Below are 17,963 nucleotides of genomic sequence, written 5' to 3'. Positions count from 1 at the left end.
AAGCCCTGCACACTGGGAACAGAGTGCAGGGCTTCTTTACTTCAAGGTGGCTCCGGTTAAATCATCTCGTAGCCAATGAATGCTTCTCGAACGCGGCTCCAGAACGGGAACGGGCGGAAACGGGCAAACTTCACCTTCTTGCCAGCCGCTACCATGCTGCGGATCGAGACGATATCGTTTCGCTGCATGTAGACATGGTCCAGCGAGAGCAGTATGTTTTGATTCGTGCGCGGGTAGATGTCGCAGTGGTGATGCTTCGGCAGCAGCATCGGCGCACCCAGTGTGCGGTATACGCGGTTGTTGATCGATGCGATCTCTGCGATCTGGATCGTATCGAGTGATGGATGAACGATCGCGCCGCCCAAGCTTTTGTTGTATGCTGTGCTGCCGGAAGGCGTCGAAATGCAGATTCCATCGCCGCGGAACGTCTCAAGCAGCTCGTCGTTAATGTGCAGCTGCGCGACGAGCGTGGCGTCGACGCCCTTCAGCGTGAATTCATTCAGCGCTAGTTCGGTTTCGATTCCGTGCGGCGTCGTAATTTGGATCTCGACGAGAGGATATTTGACTACCCTCAGATCGTTCTGTTTGCAGCTTTCGCCCATCAGCTGCGCGAGAAGCTCCACCTCATCCGGCTTCCAGTCGGCAAAAAAACCGAGTCGCCCCGTATGAATCCCGACAAAAGCAATGTGATCCAGCTGATCCTTATATCGGTGAAAGGCCTGCAGCAGCGTCCCGTCTCCACCAATGGAAAGGACGATGTCGGGAGCGGTCTCTTCGTGAACGAGACCGAACTGCTGAATCAGCTTGTGGAATGTATGCATCAATTGGATGGAAATGTCATCGCCTCGGTGAACCACATTGTATTTCAAACGGTTGTCCTCCTATATCTGTTCGCTTCGTCGGTCTCAAGTGCCAGAAGCGGTGCAATACTCATCAATCAACATGGCCATGCTTTCCGGCATGTGCCGGAACTGGGCAGCAACCCGGTACGCATCGCTGCCGAAAGGAGCGACGCGGATGACCTCGGCATAGACCGTAAATTTCTGCGCATATCCGGGAAACACGAAGGATAACTCCAAATTCAATGGAGAAAATACACGGGTCGATGTCATGAAAGATACGCCTCCTGCGGAAACATCCAGGATTTGTCCGGTAAAAAATGCATTGCCTTGATGCGTTGTCTGTCCCCGCACACCTACGATTCGGCAGGTTATCGGTGTACGCACCTGCGGCACGGTTCGTGTATGTTGGCGCTGCTCCGACACAAGGAGCTCAAGCGGAGCAGTTAAAGTCAACGTGCAAAGGCATCGTTTGGTTTCCAAATGAAGTAAATCGACCAGAGCATAGTACAGAATACCCTGCTTCACGAAAGAAAATTCAATGAAATATACATGATGAAGCTTCTCCAAGGGATGGATCGACATGGTTTCTAAAGTAACCGTTATTTGACCGCCGCCGTCCGCTTTCATGAGCGTGAAGCTGTCTTTATAGCAAAAGGGCAGGCCTTCCTTGGTTTCGCCAACTATGATAAGGCGGCAGCTTGTAGGGAGAACGAGCATCCCGCATGCCAAAGCTTGGTTCCAATGCATAATGCGACACCTACCGGAAATGGTTTGCGACGCCCCTATGTATCTGTGTATTACCATCATAATCAATATTGGAAAATAAAACAATGCCGGACCTCGCGGCGGGGGGTGAGAGTCATCCGCGATTATGCTATGATGTGGTAAGGAAGCAGCGAGGGGAGTAATCCGATGATCCATACGTTTGCCGTCACTGAGCATTCTAAGTTCGAGAAGGACTTGGAGCTGGAAAAGCTGCACAGCCCGGAAATCCGCTGGTATTGGGTTGATTTTGATTGTCCTACGCAGGAAGAAGCCGAATTATTGGATACATTCTTCCATTTTCATCCGCTCGCAATAGAGGATTGCATGCAATTTCTGCAAAGACCAAAGCTTGATCATTATAAGGATCACCACTTTTTCGTCCTGCAAACGATTGATCCTGTCAGTTTCGATTCCGATGAGGTCGACCTTTTTTTAGGCAAAAATTATATCGTGACCTATCATTCCAAGCCTCAAGCCGAAGTGGAGGATTTTCGCAAAAAGATGCTGTCGGATCCTAAATATTTGGAAAACGGGCCGGTATACGCTGCCCATTTACTGATAGACAAAATTGTGGATCAGTATTTTCCCAGCGTATATCAAATTGAAGACAGTCTAAATCAATTGGAGGACCGTTCCCGCGGCGTGTGGTCTGACAAAGTTATGGACCAGGTGTTCGAAATTCGCTCGGACCTGCTAAAGCTGAGGAAAACGATTCTTCCGATGCGCGATTTGCTGTACCGGGTTATTTATACAGAGAAAATCGAGGACGTGAAGCAGCATGCCGCCTATTTTCAAGATATTCACGACCATCTGCTAAAGCTTTCGGATATGGTGGAAGCCAACCGCGACATGACATCGGACATCAGGGACAGCTTTATTTCGGTCAACTCCTACCGAATGAACACCATCATGAAAACACTGACCGTCATCACGACCATTTTCATGCCACTCACGTTTATTGCCGGTATCTATGGAATGAATTTTGAGAATATGCCGGAGCTGGGCTGGAGCTATGGATATTTTGCCATATTGCTCATCATGTTCTCGATTGGATTCGGCATGTTCTGGTGGTTTAAGGTGAAAGGATGGTTCAAATGAGGAAGAGAGGCCTTGCCGCAGACGTTCAATTGAATGCCTTGGGACAAGGCCTCTTTGGTATTAAAACCTGGTAACAAGCGGGACCTCAAACCTGCGGGCGAAGTTTGCGCTGACCGGAAGGACGCGGACACTGAAATGCGGACCGTGCTTCAAATGCGATGGAATCATCGCGCGGTAGATAACCGCGCCGTCGACTAACTGTCGCGCAGGCTCCATCGAAATAACGACCTGATGCCAGCCGTCTGGTTTCTCTTCGTAATGAATAAGCTCTACAGCGGTATCCTGATACCATACTGGACCGAATCGGATTGTGGCTGTAACTTCCTTGAGTAGCGTCATAGACGAATTATCCGAGGCTCCGCTAGAGGCTCGGGCAGAGCCGTCATTTACTTCGACCACGCGGATCTGATGCCAATTATGTAGAATGAACTTTTTGTAATCGGCCACCTTGGTCGCTTCCGCATAGCCGTTAGCCACAAATAGCTGCGTCCTTCGCAGTGAAGGGATGTAGGACTCATTGGCGTAATCCATCACCATTCGGTCCGTATTGTATAAAGGCGCAAGCGTCTGGATGGAACGCTTCATCCGGGCGATCCATTGAACGGGCATCTGGCCTTGATTATAATAGAGCGGTACAATTTCCTGTTCAAGCTGCCGATAGATCGATTCCGTGTTCTCCCGGTCTTGCGTCGCCGGGTCGGCATGGTGATCGCCGTCAATGCTCCATCCGTTGGTGCCGTCATACCCTTCCTCCCACCAGCCGTCCAGCACGCTAAAATTAATGACTCCGTTCATTGCTGCCTTCTGACCACTGGTGCCGCTGGCTTCGTATGGCCTTCGCGGGTTGTTAAGCCAAACATCTACGCCTTGAACAAGGCATCGGGACAGGTTTATATCATAATTTTCGAGAAGTATGATTTTACCGCGGAACGGTTCCATCTGTGAAATCCTGTAGATTTCACGAATCATCTCCTGACCGGGATGATCGGCGGGATGAGCCTTTCCTGCGAACAGAAACTGTACCGGTCTCTCTGGGTTATTTACAAGACGGTTCAGACGGTCCAGATCCTTAAAGATAAGGTTCGCCCGTTTATAAGTGGCAAAGCGTCTTGCGAATCCAATCGTAAGCGCTTCGGGTGATAACCAGCATCGAAGCTCCTCCATTTTGTCAGCCGACGCCATTGCGTTTCTGCTGAGCTGCTCGTGAAGGTTGGCGCGTACGAGCTTCAGTAATTGCTTTTTCAGCTCTAAATGAACTGACCACAGCGATTCCTCGGGGATTTGATCAATGGACTTCCACAAATCCTTATTCGCTTGATAAGAAATCCACGTTCCGGGAAGAAAGCGGCTGTAGAGTTCTTTGAGCTCGGGCGCGAGCCAGGTTTTCAGGTGAACGCCATTCGTAATATGGCCGATCGGCACTTCACGCACATCGATGTTTCCATGGAATGCGCGGAACATATCGCGAGATACATGACCGTGCAGCTTACTGACGCCGTTGCGTAGGGCGGCAGTGTTCATCGCCAGATGGGTCATGTTGAACAACTGTTTTTGAACATCCCATCCGAGCTCCGTCAAAGCGGGTTTCGTATGGGGATAATCCGCAAATAACCGGCTGAAGTAGTATTCGAACATAGGTAAAGGGAAAGCGTCGTGGCCCGCCGGTACGGGCGTATGGGTCGTAAAAACAGTGCTTGCGCGGACAACCTCGAGTGCAACGTGGAACGGCTGTCCTTGGTCCAACTGCTCTCTCAGTCTCTCAAAGGACAAAAAGGCAGCATGGCCTTCATTGATGTGGTAAGCCCCCGTAGGAATACCAAGAGCCCTCAGCGCCTTCACGCCGCCGATGCCCAGCAGCACCTCCTGTGCAATTCGAACATCCTGGTTACCGCCATACAATTGAGCGGTTAGCTCACGGTCCCAAGGGCTGTTGTCCTCCAGATCCGCATCGAGCAGAAATACCGGAACCCTGCCAACCTGCACCTGCCATACCTTCAGACGAACGGTTCGATCAGCCAGGGGCAGGGTGATGTAAAGCTCCTCCCGCAGCTGTTCGGCACCGCTGTCTGCTTGAGCCGATGTGTAGGCTGGAGCGATCGGCAGCTTGTTAAAATCGTAGATCGTATTCTCGGACATCTGTCTGCCATGGGAATCGAATCTTTGGTTAAAATATCCCCTTCTATATAAAAGTCCGATTCCCACAAGCGGGACACCCAGATCGCTGGCCGATTTGCAGTGGTCGCCGGCCAACACGCCGAGGCCACCCGAATATATCGGAAGCGACTCGTGAAAGCCGAACTCCGCTGAGAAATACGCGATCATCTGCTGCGTATGGCGGGGGTGCTCATGCTCGAACCATGTGGAGGTTTCGAAATAATCGTCGTATTGTTTCATCACCGCTTCGTATTGATGAAGAAAATCATCGTCACACGCCAATGCTTCCAGCACAGCCCGATCGACTTCCAGCAGCAAGCGGACGGGATTGTGTCCGAATTGCTCCCAAAGCTTCGGTTCAATGACCGAGAACAGCGCCTTGGCGCTATCGTTCCAGCTGAACCATAAATTGAAGGCCAGGTCCGACAGCCGGCTGATGGCGGGGGGCAGTTCGATCTTTCTTGAATGGAACTTGGTTTGCATCGTTTCACCTCTACCCAAAATTTTCACATGTTCATCAGATGAAGCTATTAGAGTTCCGTTTGTCCTTGTAGAATCTAATAATTAGAAACTCTTGATGCATTTTTTTCCTATAAAGAAACAAGCGGAAAGCAGAAGCAGGATGCCCAGCACCGAGGTGAATGTGAGGACCGCGGCAGGCAGGGTATGCTGCAGCAGCGTAGTTATGGGACGTGTAACATCCGGAATAGGGATAAAGGCGGTAAGGTTCGCGTGATCGGGCGCCAGAGGTTTCCAGAGAACAATAACTAATGCAGCGGCCAGCAGGCCGTGGATAAACCGGGCAACGATAAATGGTATGTAGCGAAGGTCGGTATGATGCAGAATGCTGATAATTTGCGCATGAACGGAAAGACCGCCCCAAGACAAAACCCACGCCGCGATGGCGGCTTGATACATGAGGGGAATGCCTTCCGCGGCCCCGGCAGTTTTGGCACCCAAGGTGACTTCAAAAAATCCGTTAGCTACAGCTTGGGATAGGGAGATAGGCATGCCGAATAGTTGAAGTACGGAGTCGATCGCAGCATAAAAAAAGATCATGGCATGAGATGAAGTCATCACCTCCATGACTACGGAAAAAAAGACTACCAAGCCGCCGACGACAAACATTAGATTTAAACCGGAGTAGATCGCTTGCTCCAGCATAACGCCTAACGAACGTCCGTCCTTGAGCCGGGCTTCATGCATCGCCTCGAAAGCACGGTACCAAATACGGGTTCTGGAAGCTCTAGTCTGTATGTTCGTCGAAGAGGCTTTGTTCTTTCGTTTATTATCCCGCGATGGCTGTCCGTGAAACCGCATCAGCAGACCGATCAGGATGGCGGCGCCGTAATGGGCCGCAGCCAGGACGGCGGCCAGCGCCGGATTGTGAAAAAAACCGACCGATACGGCTCCGATCAAAAAGATCGGGTCCGACGATGTTGTGAAGGCGACCAGACGTTCTCCCTCCTCCCGGTTCACCAGGCGCTGTTCCCAAAGCTGCGAGGTGAGACGGGCTCCGATCGGATATCCGGAAGCAAAGCCCATCGCCATCACAAAGCCGCCGATGCCCGGCACACGAAACAGCGGCCGCATCAGAGGATCCAAAAGGGTACCGAAGAAATGAACCATGCCCACACCGAGCATGATTTCGGAAATGACGAAAAAAGGAAACAACGCCGGGAAAAGTACATCCCACCATATGGACATTCCTTTCAGCGATGCATGAAAGGATTCTGTCGGGAAAGCCAGCATCAGGAAAGCAAACGTAACGGCGATCAGCGCCGCGGCGATCATAAGAGAGTTTTTCGTACGCATCGGCACCCACCTCCTAACTATAAAAAGCTTGTCATTCTGATATATGAAGTGGCGGGTATAGACATGCCCGAACAGAAGTGTGAATTTTTCAAAAATATTTTAGAAAGCAAACATAGGGGCTGAATTATACGGTTTTCTATGGTACAATAGTACCAATATGAGAATAGGAGTGATCCTTATGTCGGGTGTAATTGCTGGAATTCTCGTATGCGCTTTTGTTTATGTTATAAGGGAATCGCTGATGTCTTCGGGTGAAGAGGATGTGTAAGCTTTTTTCCCATGTCCATATGTATAGGGTTTTGGCCAGTATACCGATGCTAAGGCTTATGGCTTAGCATCTTTTTTTGTTTACAGATGATCTGAATCACTTTGATGATCACGCGCGTCCCTTAAAGACGACGCATCCGTTAAGTCCTTTGGGGAGGAATCCGAATATGTCTGAGTTTTACGAAGCGATGGGCGGGGCGGAAGGGATCCGGAAGCTGGTAGAGGCGTTCTATCCTAAGGTCCAAGAGCATCCTCTGCTTGCCCCTTTGTTCCCGGGAGATATCCGCCCGGTGATCGAGAATCAATATATGTTTTTGTCGCAGTTTTTTGGGGGGCCGCAGCTCTTTTCGGAGGCCTACGGACATCCGATGATGCGGGCGAGGCACATGTCCTTCCCCATAACACCCGAGCGGGCCGAAGCTTGGCTCGGCTGTATGAAGCAGGCGCTTCAGGAGACCGGATGGGATCCGGAGCTGCAGTTTGCCGTGCTGGAGAGGCTAAAGGGGCCCGCTTATCATTTTATCAACAGCTCAAGCTAATTGAAGGAAGGGTGCTCCATGGTTGAACCGTTATTTCAAGTGAAAGTGGTATGTCCTCATTGCGAAACGAATTTTCAAAGTTCTCGCGTCCGTCCGAGCTTTAAGAAGGTGGCGAGCACGGATACGGATTTTGGCGTACAGTATAAAGAGATTAACCCGAACTTTTATGTGGTTCGTATCTGTCCTCAATGCGGCTTTGCCAGCACGGAGAATTCGAAGGACCGATTGACGCTTGCACAAAAAAATGCGTTCAAAGAGAAGGTGGCCGACCAATGGAGCTACAAGGATTATGGCGGCCCTCGAACGTGGAATGAGGCTATTTATAGCTTCAAGCTTGCGCTTCTCTGTGCACAAACGGTGGGAGAACAGGGCAGAGTTACCGCGGGGCTGCTGCATCACATCGGATGGTTATATCGCGAGAAGGGCGATAAAGAGCAGGAGAAGCGATTCCTCCAATACGCGCTTGAGGAATATACCCGCGCATTCGAGACGGAAGGGGGAGAAATGAACAACGCCCGGTTGATGTACTTGCTGGGGGAGCTGAACCGGCGGTTGAAGCATTACAGGGAAGCGGTGAAATGGTATGGCCGCGTTATTAATGACAAGAGCATTACGGATGCTGCCATGATCCGTGCCTGTCGCGAGCAGTGGGTATTGACCCGAGAGGATATGCGGGAGGACGAAGTGGAGTTCGAGGAAGATATTCTCGAAAACTTATAGGAAATTTGTAATCATATAAAGCTCAAAGCTTCCGCACACCAACCCGGTCTGTAAGAGCTTTAAGCTTTTTGTTTTATTGTGGAAATATCCGGATAAAATGTTATAGCGATTTTGCCGGCCGTGATAAAAGCGGGAAAGCCGAATCAGCCGTTTCGGCGAAGCGGGCGGTCCGCTAGCAGGTAATCTGGGTCAGCATCGACCAGAGTCAACTTGTTTCGGCAGCAGGGGAAGACGAGCAACCTTTTTACCCCTTCTCGAAGCTCTGCGAGATCTTTCGCTTTGAGCGTCAGCAGCACATTGGCTGCTTGGCAGAAGGGGCAGCTTTGGACGTATACGTCTTGTCCGATCCGATCATACGGCCAGGTATGGGCAAAAGGAATCATCCGCTACTCCGGGCTCGAATTGCCGGAATCCGGCGCATCGTTCTTTGTGGTTTCATCCGTTTTTTGCTTGGCGAGCTCAGCCAGCTTTTGCATCAAAATATGCTGTGGCATATGCATTAAATGTTCAAGCGGAACATTTAGCTCCTTGGCCAGTCTCTGGGCCGTTTCCGGAGAAATGGGAAGTGGTCTCATCGAGTGGAACCTCCAGTCCTAAAGATCTATAGTCTCCATTTAATCATATTCAGGACCTACAATTCAACCGAAAATATGGGGCACCAGCATATTTGGGCTTGAGCCTGAATTGTGGTTTAATGGAAAGGAGTACATATTATACGAAAGGTGCGGTGTTACCCTATGCGGAGTCCATTGCCACAAACGTGGGACTTGAATCGTTTTTTTAAGGGAGGAAGCCATTCTCAGGCTTTTGAGCAGTTTTTGGAAGGGCTTCGCGCGGATATCGCCGCTATGGAGCGGGCGCTCGGGGAGCTGACCATTCCGAATGCATCGGATTCGGCAGCAACGTTGCTGCCCTTGATCCGTCTTCTGCAAACAGCGGCGCTAAAAATACGTGAGGCAGATTCGTTTACGGCATGTCTGGCAGCGGAAAATCAGAATGACAAACAGGCGGTTATTCTTGCGGGACAGGTGAGAACGATCGGTGCTTCCTATGCTTCCGCCAGTACAAGGTTTGATGACCTTCTGACGAAGATCGGCAGCGAAGCGTGGACGGCGCTGCTGCAGCATCCGGAGCTACAGGATATTGCTTATCCACTTGAGGAGCGCAGAGCTTTGGCCGCGGAGAAGCTGCCGCCGGAGCAGGAAGCGCTGGTTTACGATTTGGCCGTTGACGGGTACCATGGCTGGGGAGAGCTTTATAATACAACGGTCAGCAAATTTCGTGTACCGTTCGAGGAGAACGGAGTCGTTACAGAGTTGTCTGCAGGTCAGGCCGCGAATAAGATGCACAGTCCGGACCGAGCGGTAAGGGAAACGCTTTTCCATAGCTGGGAGGAGAAGTGGGCGGAGCATGCCGACTACTGCGCAGACGCGCTTAACCATCTCGGAGGTTTCCGAGTCAAGCTTTATGAGCGCCGCGGATGGGACTCGATTCACAAAGAGCCACTTGATATCAACCGGATGTCGAAAGAGACGCTGGATGCGATGTGGGGCGTTATCGAAGGCAGCAAAGACGTTTTTGTCCGCTATCTGGAGCGGAAAGCGAAGCTGCTCGGCATACAGCGGCTGAGCTGGCATGATGTCGATGCTCCGGTCGGGCAGGGAGACATCCATTATAGCTATGATGAAGGCGCACAGCTCATTGTGGAGCAGTTCCGCCGCTTCAGCCCGAAGATGGCCGATTTTGCCGTCAAGGCGTTCGAGAACGGGTGGATTGAGGCAGAAGACCGCCCAGGCAAACGGCCAGGCGGTTTCTGCACATCGTTTCCGATCAGCGAAGAAACGCGCATTTTTATGACTTACGCGGGAACGGCCTCGAACGTGTCGACGCTCGCTCACGAGCTAGGACACGGCTATCACCAGTACGTGATGAACGACCTGCCGGCGCTTGCCCAAGAATATGCGATGAACGTGGCGGAGACGGCGTCTACGTTCGCGGAGATGGTCGTATCCGATGCGGCGGTAAAGGCGGCGGCGACGGACGAGGAGCGGCTGACACTGCTCGAAGACAAGATTCAGCGCTCCGTTGCTTTCTATATGAACATTCATGCACGGTTCATATTCGAAACGGCATTCTACGAAGAGCGCCGCAAGGGACTCGTCAGCACGGAACGCCTGAATGAGCTGATGCTCTCCGCGCAGAAAACGGCATACCGAGAAGCGCTGGATGAATACCATCCGTATTTTTGGGCGTCGAAGCTGCATTTCTATATCACGGAAGTGCCGTTCTACAATTTCCCCTATACGTTCGGCTACATGTTCAGCACTGGGCTGTATGCGGAAGCGCTCCGTCGCGGAGCCGCTTTCGAGGATCAATACGTGGCGCTTCTTCGCGATACCGGCCGTATGACCGTCGAAGAATTGGCGAGCAAGCATCTTGGTATTGATCTGCGGAAGCCGGACTTCTGGCAGCAGGCTATGGACATCTCCATTGCCGACGTGCACGAATTTTTGCGATTGACTGAGTAGGGCTAAAGTAGTGGAAATTTCTAGAAAGAACGAACTGGAGTAGAGGTAATCGATGAAGAAGGTAGGTGATAAGCATGCTATCCATTCACTCGATTCATCACGTCAGCTTGTGCGTTCGCGATTTGGAGCGCTCCAAGGCTTTTTATAAAGAAGTGTTGGGGCTTGAAGAAATAGAGCGGCCTCCGTTTGATTTTGCGGGAGCGTGGTTTACTGTTGGCAGCGAAGGTCAGCAACTGCATCTGATCGTTCATCCGGGGGAGACGCTTAGACAGAGCGGTATCCATTCGCGTGACGGACATTTGGCTATTCGTGTGAGGAGCTACAAGGAAGCTGTGGCATGGCTGGATTCCTGCGGTATCGATTACGATGCCAGGCCGCATCCCCGTGCGGGGTTTCCGCAAATCTATATATTGGATCCAGACCGCAATATTATTGAGCTGAACAGCGACATATGCGATAATAATTAACTAATTTTTACAGGGATTAACATCCCTGTATTTTTTATAAAAATTTTGAAATTTTATGTTGAATAATTAGATATTATGACCTATAATGGGTCTACAGACATATTTATACAAAATATTACAGTAATTCAAAAAGAAAGGGGAAACAATGTGATTTTAGATCAGTTGCCTTTGGCTAGACAGCTGGACCTGGTTTTTCGCGAATTGAAGGAGGAACTTGCGCAGCTCACATCAGGTACGGTATTCGTCCAAATCCGAAATAATATGATCGGTAAATTCGGAGTCCGTCATTTTCCTTTGGAAACGAAGGGGGCAGAGCTGAAGAAAACGGAACCGGGACTATCGGAAACCCATCAGCATTCTTTTCGCCAAACCGCGTTAGAATCGTTAAAGCTCAAATGCTGGACGCACGGGGAAATCCAATTTGAGTTCGCCATGCGCCAAAATTTGCTTTGCACGAGTGTGATCTTTGAATCGAATTATAATATGGCCAGCTTGTACAACGGCCCGAAGCATTAAAAAGCAGTTTCACGCCATTATTCTTTTTTATTTAATGAATCGTTCGTTATCAAGCACGGGCTTTCGGAGACTTCCGGGGCCTGTTCTTTATATTTACGCCTTATTTCCGTTATAATCTAGAGTATATGCGAAACAAAAAAGACGACCCCGTCCCGGAGCCGCCCATGGTAAGTATTTGGGTAGCACATTATCTTGTGAACTTGCCAGCTAATTGTTGTTCGGCAATTTGAACCAGACGTCGTGTGATGTGGCCACCAATTGCCCCAGTGTCACGAGTTGCCATGAAACCATAGTAACCGTCTTGAGGAATTTGAATGCCAAGCTCTTGAGCAACTTCATACTTCATTTGGTCCAAAGCTTGGGAAGCTTGAGGAACGACCAAAATGTTGTTGTTGCGAGATTGTCCTTGTCCCATTGATCTCACCTCCGTTCATTGAGGTAGTATGTTCCAAGGTAAAGATTATACACGCTCGAAAAGATGGTAATTATGTCCATGCGGGAGTTGAGGAATAAATGAGTTTTATCTTGATTTGCAGCGGATGGTCGTTCGATGCGGATTTGCAGATTATCCATGCGGATGTAAGGATGGAAGCCGATGGGGAAATCTTGATCGAGGAGCCGCTCTGCATAGATGTTGGTTTGCCCGCATTGCTTCTGAGTATGCACGAGGATGTCGAGCCCAATCGATGGACAGATGCGGAGCTCTGGCATCAAGTACCTTTTTTCGTCTGTGGCTGCGGCGATCCAGAGTGCCGGGCGTATTCTTTCGTCGTCCGTCATCTCTCTTCGAATGAACTGGAACTGACAGAGGTAGAGGAACGGCAGGACCTGCCTCCTCGCAGGCTTGCCAGCTACCTGGTAGATAAAGTGGAATATGTAAGCCAGGTCCGTGCGGTTGGGCTGGAATTTCTTCGCTTTACGGAAGGGCTGGACGACTACCGTCCCTACTACAAAGATACCGTGGAGACGGTAAAAAGGCTTCTTCAGTAGTTGGAGCCGAGTTACGTGCTGCTAAAGTCCAACACGGTATTCCCAATGGTTATTATCTATTTTTATCCGATTCTGTCGGTTCAAACTTTTTTCGCATCACCGCTACTGCTAATAAAAATAAAGGCAAAAATAACATAAATGTCAATGCATAAGGCGTCCATATTTTTGCAATAAATAGTTGGATATATACTAAGTTTGGATATACGAGAAGAGAGAGGACGAGCATGATGATTCCCAGTGGGAAAAGTAATGGTCGAAATTCTTTCAAATTGAATATTTGAGCAAGTCCTATAACCGAAGCGTAAAAACAAATTATTATTTTAAAATAGATTGAAATAAACCAAAGTCCAGCCATCACCGCTTCCAGTCGTCCAATTCTTTTAGCTAATGAATAGCTGGGGTAAACATTTCTTGTTGTGATGTCCTCTCCCAATACTAAGATCGATAACAATGTAATGATGATTAGAAACATTCCCCCAAGCAGCGTTCCCGTGAGAAAAGCTGACCCAGCTTTTATTTTTTGATTGACATAGGGAAAAACCATTAAGAGAATAACGTTTTGCTGCAAGCCAAAAAAATTGATGGCAGCATGCAGTACAGGTTTCAGCCCTCCTTCAAAAACAGGCTGTATTTTTGATAATTTCACCTCAGGCAGAAGTGCTGCAACAAGCAGCAAAAAAAGCAGGATGACCCAAGGGAAAAAAATCTCTGCAGCCCTAGTCCATACTTCAAGCCCAAGGCGTACCGCCATAATCGTAACCAATATAAACAGAATAATAACAACTTGAATGGGGGTCTCCGGCATGATTTGTGTTGTAATAAAATACCCTAAGTTCGAGAGCATCTGAGCCGTAAGCAAGAAGATGAAGGTAAAGTATAAAAGAAAAACGGTCTTACCTGACCACTTGCCTAAAATTGCTTCGCTATATTCAGCGATTGTCATATTGGGAAAACGATTCGCTAATGAATTGTATAAGGGTATGGTCAGTAGTCCTAACCCCATCCCAACAATAGAAGCAATCCAAGCATCTTGTTTTGCAACCTCGGATAGTCCGGAAGGAGCGATCAAGATGGAAGTTCCAATGGTAAATAGAATGGTTAACACGGTGAACTGCCGAACACCAATTTTACCTGTTTCCAGCATAATGATTTTCCCCCTCACTTACAGATTCCAAATAAGACATACCAGCGACTTTAAAAATGTCTTATATTCAATGATTATTTATTGGAATTTATTTCATATGGTGTCCTCTTTAGATCAAAATATTACAAACATGAGCTCCGCTGCTTGTACTAAGCCGCCCGTCAGTTCCATAAAATAAAGGCCCTCCGAGTGACCCGAAAAAATCCAGGTAGCAAGGAGAGCCTTATTCTTTGACCTATGTAGTTCAGCCTAGACGCCAAAATCGAAGTTCGGATACACGTAAGGATTTTTGGAGGGTTCGGCCTTGATTATCTTCTCCACCTTCAATACCATGATCTCGATGTCATTGTATGTGGTTTTGCCGATGGTTCCCGTTACCGTAACCCAACTGTCGTCCGCAAGCGTTGGCGCTCGGTCATATTCCGCCAGCACTCCGAATGGAGCGGCATCGGCCGAACAGCATTGGATGGAGAAGCGTCCGACCACGAACTGGTTGGTCTTCATCTCTTCCTGTCGGTACACAAACCCCGTCATCTCCAGCTTCTTTCCTATAAACCGGTCGAGATACAGATCCACGGAAGTGAGCGTCTCAATGAAAATTTCTTCTTTGATTTGGATCAGGTCATCTTGGTACAACTTCTTCGCGTAATTGGCATAGTGCTCCGTAAATTTGTCGGACGGGAACATCTCGTCATCCGCTGCCGCACTTCCTTCAGTCGCGCTTGGGGTATTAGGCTCTGGACTTAAAGAGTTCTCTGCATTGGAGTCCGATAAGGTATCTCCGCCACTTGAGGCGCCATTAGCTGCGAGACCATCCTTCTTGACGGAGATTGAGCTGCTCAGGTTCATCCCTTTTTTATCGGCCAGGCTGCTTCCGAGCGTGGTGTCCGGGAGCAGAAACCCGATCAGCAGCGGGAAAGCAAACAACCCGTAAACGATTGAATTTTTCAGGAGAGAGCGCGAGGGAAGATGGTCGTGGTCGCAATCGCAGGAGGCTTTTGACGAACCGGGAAAGGTTTTCACGCCCTGATAAATTTGGTATGCAGCTACGGCATAGAACGCGATAGCGGACCATTTGACATAATCGACCATGCGCGGCGCAATGTACAGGAGGATGAGGTCCGTTTTGACGAGATAGGCAATATAGACGGCAAAACCCAACAAAATGATCGCTTTTAACATATGATGCAGGCTAAGCACTCGAGGGTTCACGGCGTACACTCCTTGTTTGTAATTTACTTTTACATGAAAAAGATGTGTTCAAAAATCAGCGATGTCGCGAGTACGACAACAACAATCAAGACTGAGAGCAGAGCTACGAATCTGGCTCGGAAGGCGGCCAGCAGCATGAGTGTTCCTTTCACGTCGAGCATGGGTCCGAAGACGAGGAACGTCAGAAGCGAACCGGGCTGGAACGTGGTTGTAAAGGATGAAGCTACAAAGGCGTCGGATGTAGAACAGAGAGACAGGATGTAGCCTAGCGCCATCATAAACAGATGCGAGCTGACTTCCCCTTCTCCGATCGATACGAGGCTCTCGCGGGACATGAAGGTCTGAATGACGGCGGTGAGGAATGCTCCGAATATCAAATATTTGCCCATGTCGAAAAATTCGTCGGATGCATGACCGAGAATGGCGAACATGCGGCCTGGCTTGCTTTGGCCGTGCTCTTGGTGATGGTTATGGCCATGCACGTGGTCGTTCCGGTGCTCATGTTTGTGTGCTTCATGCGAATGGTCATGTCCGTGATCTTGACTGTGCGCGTGAACTGCTTTAGAGAACCCGCGCAGCGGATTGCTTTTGACGAAACGATAGATGATCAGACCGATGGTTGCAGCCACGATAAAGGCCAGCGCCATCCGTGAATAAGCGATCTCCGGCCGGCTGCGGAACGCCATGAAGGTCGAGGCGTACACGACCGGATTAATGATTGGACCCGCAAGAATGAATACGACAGCTATGTAAACCGGCATGCCTTTGAGGACCAGCCGGCGGATGACCGGAATCATGCCGCATTCGCACAGCGGGAAGATGATGCCCACCACGCAAGCGAAGATGACGCCGAGCACCGGATTTTTCGGAGTCAAGCGGCGGATCGTTTGCTCCGAGACGAACATCTGCAGCAGGGCGGCGACGAACACCCCAAGCAGGACAAAGGGCAGCGCCTCAAGAATAATGCTGATAAAGAGCGTTTTGAAATTTTGGATGCTGTCGGATGTGATGAACGAAAGGTCGGGCGGTTGTTTTTGGGTATAAATAAGAAAGAGCATCATTATGCACAGAACGGCAAGGATGTTGGTTACCCATCGATAAATAATCGTTTGCACTGGTCATGTCTCCTTGTATATCGTAATAATTATTATATAGTATGCGGTAGGAGACGTATATAGGACAAGATTTTAGGAATGAAGGTTGACAGCGGAAAGACGGTTCGGTACAATGACGTCTAATAAGCGATGATGGGAACAAGTAGGCGGGAGCAAGCTCTTCAGAGAGCCGGTGGAAGGTGTAAACCGGTGGGCGGCGGTCGTACGAATGGATCCTTGAGCTGATGGTTGAACGTGCGCTGGCGGGCCCTGTTCCGGGTAAGCAATGATTAATGTCCAGTACACTTGTATGCCGATCCGGCGTCTCCCCGTTACAGGAGTTTCAAGGCTCGTCATCCAGCTTCCGTGAATATCCGGGAGGCAGTCGAGCGAATTAGGGTGGTACCACGGTCTTTCGTCCCTTGCGGCGGAGGGCCTTTTTGTGTGGGAAAAAAGAATAGGTAATGTTAAAGGGAGGTAAACGAAACATGTCCAACCCAAGAGTGCTTTCAGGAATGCAGCCGAGCGGCCAGCTGACGCTGGGCAATTATATCGGTGCGCTGCAAAACTATGTCAGGCTTCAGCATACTCATGATTGTTATTTTATGGTGGTTGATTTGCACGCCATTACAGTCCCGCAGGATCCAGCTGCGCTTAAGGAGCAGACGGAGGCAGTTGCGGCGCTTTATTTGGCTTCGGGGATCGATCCGAAGCAGGCGACTGTATTTTTGCAATCGACCGTAGCCGCGCATGCGGAGCTCGGATGGCTGATGACAACGCTCACGTATATGGGCGAGCTGGAGCGAATGACGCAATTCAAAGATAAATCCGCAGGTAAGGAATCTGTAGGCGCAGGCTTGTTCACGTATCCTTCGCTGATGGCTGCCGATATTTTGCTGTACAACGCGGATCTGGTACCGGTAGGGGACGATCAAAAGCAGCACTTGGAGCTTACCCGCGATTTGGCTCAGCGCTTTAACGGACGTTACGGTGATACGTTCACCATACCAAAGCCTTACATTCCCGAGGTGGGGGCGCGCATTATGTCGCTCGACGATGGTTCTAAGAAGATGAGCAAGAGCAATCCGAACTCAGGCAGCTACATTGCCATGCTGGACGCGCCGGATGTGATCCGTAAAAAAATCAGCCGTGCCGTCACTGACTCCGGGCGTGAGGTGAAGTTCGATCCGCAGAACAAGCCGGAAGTCAGCAACCTCATCAGCATTTATTCGCAATGTGCAGGCAAATCAATCGGTGAAATCGAGGCACAATACGATGGACAGGGCTATGGGCCCTTTAAAAAAGATTTGGCCGAAGCCGTGGTTGCGGTGCTCGAGCCGATTCAGCAGCGGTACGCCGAAATCAGAGGATCCGGCGAGCTGCATGAGGTCTTGCGCCAAGGTAAGCAGAAGGCGGAAGCGGAAGCAGAGCGTGTACTCCGTCAAGTCAAAGAAAAAATGGGTTATGTGGTGCTGTAGTTTGGGTAAGGAGTCTGTCCGCGGCGGAAGGTTGAGTAGCCGCCCGGCAGGCTCCTATTCTTTTGATTTTCTCTGTTTCGCCTTTACTACAAATCCCGAGCCGATAAAAACTAAGGAAATAATCCCGAAAAGGATCGCCATCCAAGGCTTTCCTGCCGACATAAAGTAGCTAATGGATGCCAGCAGTGCCGTTCCGACTACTGCAAAAAACAATCCGAGTCCTTTACTCATAACGCATGACACCTGCCTTTCACGATAACATTTGAAACTTAAATTTTTTTTTCAAAAAATGCGTATAGATCTAAGGCTGTAACACATAATAAGCTTGCAAGCT

At 49.7% G+C, this 17,963-nt stretch carries 19 protein-coding genes and 1 other annotated feature; of the genes, 8 read left to right on the top strand and 11 right to left on the bottom strand.

Going from position 1 to position 17,963, the window contains the following annotated elements:
* Positions 1-56 precede the first annotated feature (56 nt).
* Complete coding sequence (locus JOE45_RS11270) at positions 57-869, bottom strand: NAD kinase (RefSeq protein ID WP_210020103.1); 813 nt, start codon at positions 867-869, stop codon at positions 57-59.
* A 36-nt stretch (positions 870-905) separates the two neighbouring features.
* Positions 906-1,589, bottom strand: coding sequence for a PilZ domain-containing protein (locus tag JOE45_RS11265; RefSeq protein ID WP_210020104.1), 684 nt, complete (start codon positions 1,587-1,589; stop codon positions 906-908).
* Between the two features lie 165 nt (positions 1,590-1,754).
* On the opposite strand from JOE45_RS11265, the gene corA reads away from it, so the two are divergent.
* Positions 1,755-2,705, top strand: coding sequence for a magnesium/cobalt transporter CorA (gene corA, locus JOE45_RS11260; RefSeq protein WP_210020105.1), 951 nt, complete (start codon positions 1,755-1,757; stop codon positions 2,703-2,705).
* A gap of 60 nt (positions 2,706-2,765) precedes the next feature.
* On the opposite strand, the gene glgP is transcribed toward corA, so the two are convergent.
* Positions 2,766-5,342 carry an alpha-glucan family phosphorylase gene (gene glgP / locus JOE45_RS11255; RefSeq protein WP_210020106.1) on the bottom strand — a complete coding sequence of 859 codons (2,577 nt, stop codon included), beginning with the start codon at positions 5,340-5,342 and terminating at the stop codon, positions 2,766-2,768.
* 81 nt (positions 5,343-5,423) lie between these two features.
* The gene (gene ylbJ / locus JOE45_RS11250; protein WP_245246873.1) at positions 5,424-6,674 is read right to left on the bottom strand and encodes a sporulation integral membrane protein YlbJ; all 1,251 of its coding nucleotides are present in this window, start codon (positions 6,672-6,674) and stop codon (positions 5,424-5,426) included.
* Positions 6,675-7,108: 434 nt separating this feature from the next.
* Between ylbJ and JOE45_RS11245 the strand changes: the two genes are divergently transcribed.
* A complete protein-coding gene (locus JOE45_RS11245; RefSeq protein WP_210020107.1) occupies positions 7,109-7,480 on the top strand; it encodes a globin domain-containing protein in 372 nt (123 codons plus the stop codon).
* An 18-nt stretch (positions 7,481-7,498) separates the two neighbouring features.
* Entirely contained in the window at positions 7,499-8,200 is a 702-nt protein-coding gene (locus JOE45_RS11240) for a DUF2225 domain-containing protein (protein ID WP_210020108.1), read from the top strand.
* Between the two features lie 143 nt (positions 8,201-8,343).
* Here the strand turns inward: JOE45_RS11240 and JOE45_RS11235 are convergent, their stop codons facing one another.
* Both JOE45_RS11235 and JOE45_RS11230 read right to left on the bottom strand, forming a co-directional pair.
* The gene (locus tag JOE45_RS11235; protein WP_210020109.1) at positions 8,344-8,583 is read right to left on the bottom strand and encodes a hypothetical protein; all 240 of its coding nucleotides are present in this window, start codon (positions 8,581-8,583) and stop codon (positions 8,344-8,346) included.
* A 3-nt stretch (positions 8,584-8,586) separates the two neighbouring features.
* Positions 8,587-8,775: a YycC family protein gene (locus tag JOE45_RS11230; protein ID WP_210020110.1), complete on the bottom strand. Its 189-nt coding sequence runs from the start codon at positions 8,773-8,775 to the stop codon at positions 8,587-8,589.
* 162 nt (positions 8,776-8,937) lie between these two features.
* Here JOE45_RS11230 and JOE45_RS11225 point away from each other — a divergent pair, with 162 nt between their 5' ends.
* The 3 genes from JOE45_RS11225 to JOE45_RS11215 all read left to right on the top strand — a co-directional run bounded on the left by JOE45_RS11225 (position 8,938) and on the right by JOE45_RS11215 (position 11,711).
* A complete protein-coding gene (locus JOE45_RS11225; RefSeq protein WP_210020111.1) occupies positions 8,938-10,728 on the top strand; it encodes a M3 family oligoendopeptidase in 1,791 nt (596 codons plus the stop codon).
* A gap of 74 nt (positions 10,729-10,802) precedes the next feature.
* Positions 10,803-11,195 (top strand): VOC family protein, encoded by a 393-nt coding sequence (locus JOE45_RS11220; protein ID WP_210020112.1) that lies wholly within the window; start codon positions 10,803-10,805, stop codon positions 11,193-11,195.
* A 147-nt stretch (positions 11,196-11,342) separates the two neighbouring features.
* Positions 11,343-11,711, top strand: coding sequence for an O-methyltransferase (locus JOE45_RS11215; protein WP_210020113.1), 369 nt, complete (start codon positions 11,343-11,345; stop codon positions 11,709-11,711).
* A gap of 187 nt (positions 11,712-11,898) precedes the next feature.
* On the opposite strand, the gene JOE45_RS11210 is transcribed toward JOE45_RS11215, so the two are convergent.
* On the bottom strand, positions 11,899-12,126 hold the full coding sequence (locus tag JOE45_RS11210; RefSeq protein WP_210020114.1) for an alpha/beta-type small acid-soluble spore protein: 228 nt from the start codon (positions 12,124-12,126) through the stop codon (positions 11,899-11,901).
* Positions 12,127-12,224: 98 nt separating this feature from the next.
* On the opposite strand from JOE45_RS11210, the gene JOE45_RS11205 reads away from it, so the two are divergent.
* Positions 12,225-12,701 (top strand): hypothetical protein, encoded by a 477-nt coding sequence (locus JOE45_RS11205; protein ID WP_210020115.1) that lies wholly within the window; start codon positions 12,225-12,227, stop codon positions 12,699-12,701.
* 52 nt (positions 12,702-12,753) lie between these two features.
* Here JOE45_RS11205 and JOE45_RS11200 read toward each other — a convergent pair whose 3' ends face one another.
* From JOE45_RS11200 to JOE45_RS11190, 3 genes are all read right to left on the bottom strand, one after another.
* On the bottom strand, positions 12,754-13,845 hold the full coding sequence (locus JOE45_RS11200; protein WP_210020116.1) for a GerAB/ArcD/ProY family transporter: 1,092 nt from the start codon (positions 13,843-13,845) through the stop codon (positions 12,754-12,756).
* Positions 13,846-14,094: 249 nt separating this feature from the next.
* Positions 14,095-15,057 (bottom strand): TIGR03943 family putative permease subunit, encoded by a 963-nt coding sequence (locus JOE45_RS11195; RefSeq protein WP_210020117.1) that lies wholly within the window; start codon positions 15,055-15,057, stop codon positions 14,095-14,097.
* A 29-nt stretch (positions 15,058-15,086) separates the two neighbouring features.
* Positions 15,087-16,172, bottom strand: a complete 1,086-nt coding sequence (locus JOE45_RS11190) for a permease (RefSeq protein WP_210020118.1) — start codon at positions 16,170-16,172, stop codon at positions 15,087-15,089.
* Between the two features lie 120 nt (positions 16,173-16,292).
* Positions 16,293-16,577, top strand: a binding site (T-box leader).
* Positions 16,578-16,639: 62 nt separating this feature from the next.
* Here JOE45_RS11190 and trpS point away from each other — a divergent pair.
* Positions 16,640-17,629, top strand: coding sequence for a tryptophan--tRNA ligase (gene trpS / locus JOE45_RS11185; protein ID WP_210020119.1), 990 nt, complete (start codon positions 16,640-16,642; stop codon positions 17,627-17,629).
* A gap of 54 nt (positions 17,630-17,683) precedes the next feature.
* On the opposite strand, the gene JOE45_RS11180 is transcribed toward trpS, so the two are convergent.
* Positions 17,684-17,860 (bottom strand): DUF5325 family protein, encoded by a 177-nt coding sequence (locus JOE45_RS11180; RefSeq protein WP_210020120.1) that lies wholly within the window; start codon positions 17,858-17,860, stop codon positions 17,684-17,686.
* Positions 17,861-17,963 lie beyond the last annotated feature (103 nt).

The organism is Paenibacillus sp. PvR098 (genome assembly GCF_017833255.1).
Lineage (GTDB): Bacteria > Bacillota > Bacilli > Paenibacillales > NBRC-103111 > Paenibacillus_G.
The sequence above is the reverse complement of the archived record's forward strand: the minus strand, read 5'-3'. Positions and strand labels throughout refer to the sequence as shown.